We start from the raw sequence: 1,884 nt of genomic DNA on the forward strand, positions 1-1,884 counted from the left end.
GTATAAGGCAATGAACCTGTTTCTACCCGATAAATCTTGCGTATCCTTTAACTCCATCTATATTTTCTATTGCGATTGTTTTGATACCATCTTCATTTTCACTCGCATCTAGCCATTCAGTCATTCTTGTTCCCTCCTCGTATTGGTCTACTATTCGATAAATTGTGAGTTTTATTTGATTATAATTTATTAATTTAAAACCCTTTAAATTCGATAGCTCTTACCTTTTAAAAATTCCTCAATAGCACTGTACTTATATTTTAGTAATTCGTCATCGCTAAACAAGTTAACCGAAAACTTTACACTGGAAATATCAGCTTCATCTGCTTCAAATATTTGGCTCTCTTCAACTTCTTCACTTAATCGCTCAACAATATGCTTGGATAATTCCACTGCTGCTTTACGCTTAACCATGTCACGAAAATTCTCATCACCATTATAAGTTTGAATTTCTTTCTTGCTTAAATCAGTTCTCACATAATATTTCATGCAGATACCTCCAACCATTTAAATTCGCATTCAATTAGATGTTGGACTCTTCCATCTTCAGCTTTAAATATGTGAACCTCTTCCTCGCAATACTCCTCATAAGTCATTCCAATGAATGTGACCACTTCCCCAATTTCAAAGCCATGCTGACCTTCTAATACCTCAGCCAATTTACCATGTTTCAATTCCGTCATCTCCAATCATGTCGAATTCCAATTCAATCTCACCGTCAATTTGTAATCCAGCATAAGTTAAATAGTTGTAAATCTTACGTTTCAAATCCTGTTTAATTAATCTGAATGTCTCATCATTAATGTCATTTAATGATTCAACTTGCTCTACAAATCTAATGTTGTATTGTAATTTCATAAATTAGTAAGTTCCTGATTCTTCTAATAGATAACCACTGTTGAGTAAATCATGTAGGAAATTAATCGTCTCTCCCACTAATTTGTGTTCAGTGTCAGTAGTAAGTCTATTCTCTGATAAAATACTGTCTAGCTGAAGAACGAAACTGGACAATAAGCCAGTCTCATCTTTCGTTAATAGATTGTTAATGTGTTGTTGGTAGTTGTTCATTTTAATCTTCTCCTCTTTTTTGTATTATAGTTTATTATTTTGAGTAAATTTTAACTTGCAATTTCTGTCTACCAAATTGTTGTGCATCATACAATCTCTCCATGTAGATGTCTAATCGTCCATTTACTATGTGTGCTCCTCTATCTTCACATATCCGAACACCATAGCCTTCAATTTCGATCTTAGTTCCAAAAGGAATTGATTTAGGACACGATAATGTTCGTCCTTGATAAACGTCTTCACCTGAAGCTGTTATACCATAGTCTTTATCGCCTTTGCTTTTACCAGTTGATTCGACACCTGCTGTATAAGCAGTAACAACATATACATAAGTTTTAACATTGCTGCTTTGTCCACGACTGATACTTGCAACTTGATTCTGGTTATTCTTCAACTTTTCTTTGTTCTTGGCTTCACGCTTAGCGATTAGATCAGCGACTCGTTTCTCTTCTGCAACTTTGGCTAATTCAACTTTTCTTTTTTCCTCGGCAATCCTCTTCTCTTTAGCTAACTTTTCTGCTGCGATTCTTTTAACTTTTAATTCTTGTTGATATTGTGCTAATTGGTAAGTTTTAATTAGCTGTAAATCGTCTGTATACTCATAGTATATGTTACCAATTCCGTTGTCAACACTTATAATTGATTTATTTGAAATTTTATTTTCTTCTGATTCATTTTGTTCATTTGATAAGGTGAATAATAGGATAACACCCCATGTGATTAATACCGTGAATAATGCTTTTAATTTCAAATTGTTCATATACTACACTTAATAACTCACATACTTCATTGTGGATATTAATAACTAGACTACTC

General features: G+C 33.2%; 5 protein-coding genes. All 5 read right to left on the reverse strand.

What is annotated here, in order from left to right; all coding sequences use genetic code 11:
• Positions 1–204: 204 nt before the first annotated feature.
• From AC1DSL_RS17700 to AC1DSL_RS17720, 5 genes are read right to left on the reverse strand one after another with little or no spacing between them, the layout of a single operon-like run.
• A complete protein-coding gene (locus tag AC1DSL_RS17700) occupies positions 205–489 on the reverse strand; it encodes a hypothetical protein (protein ID WP_477533239.1) in 285 nt (94 codons plus the stop codon).
• Positions 486–674: a hypothetical protein gene (locus AC1DSL_RS17705; RefSeq protein ID WP_477533240.1), complete on the reverse strand. Its 189-nt coding sequence runs from the start codon at positions 672–674 to the stop codon at positions 486–488. The genes AC1DSL_RS17700 and AC1DSL_RS17705 overlap by 4 nt, the downstream gene beginning before the upstream one ends.
• A complete protein-coding gene (locus AC1DSL_RS17710) occupies positions 661–858 on the reverse strand; it encodes a hypothetical protein (RefSeq protein ID WP_477533241.1) in 198 nt (65 codons plus the stop codon). The genes AC1DSL_RS17705 and AC1DSL_RS17710 overlap by 14 nt, the downstream gene beginning before the upstream one ends.
• 3 nt (positions 859–861) lie before the next feature.
• A complete protein-coding gene (locus AC1DSL_RS17715; protein WP_477533242.1) occupies positions 862–1,068 on the reverse strand; it encodes a hypothetical protein in 207 nt (68 codons plus the stop codon).
• 34 nt (positions 1,069–1,102) lie between these two features.
• Positions 1,103–1,828 (reverse strand): 3D domain-containing protein, encoded by a 726-nt coding sequence (locus AC1DSL_RS17720; RefSeq protein ID WP_477533243.1) that lies wholly within the window; start codon positions 1,826–1,828, stop codon positions 1,103–1,105.
• Between the last annotated feature and the right edge of the window lie 56 nt (positions 1,829–1,884).

It is taken from the genome of Paenisporosarcina sp. P4_D4, from assembly GCF_056401835.1.

What these genes read in the sequence shown, in the direction of transcription:
- AC1DSL_RS17700 (WP_477533239.1), bottom strand. Translation starts at nt 489, where the DNA reads ATGAAATATTATGTGAGAACTGATTTAAGCAAGAAAGAAATTCAAACT.
- AC1DSL_RS17710 (WP_477533241.1), bottom strand. Translation starts at nt 858, where the DNA reads ATGAAATTACAATACAACATTAGATTTGTAGAGCAAGTTGAATCATTA.
- AC1DSL_RS17715 (WP_477533242.1), bottom strand. Translation starts at nt 1,068, where the DNA reads ATGAACAACTACCAACAACACATTAACAATCTATTAACGAAAGATGAG.
- AC1DSL_RS17720 (WP_477533243.1), bottom strand. Translation starts at nt 1,828, where the DNA reads ATGAACAATTTGAAATTAAAAGCATTATTCACGGTATTAATCACATGG.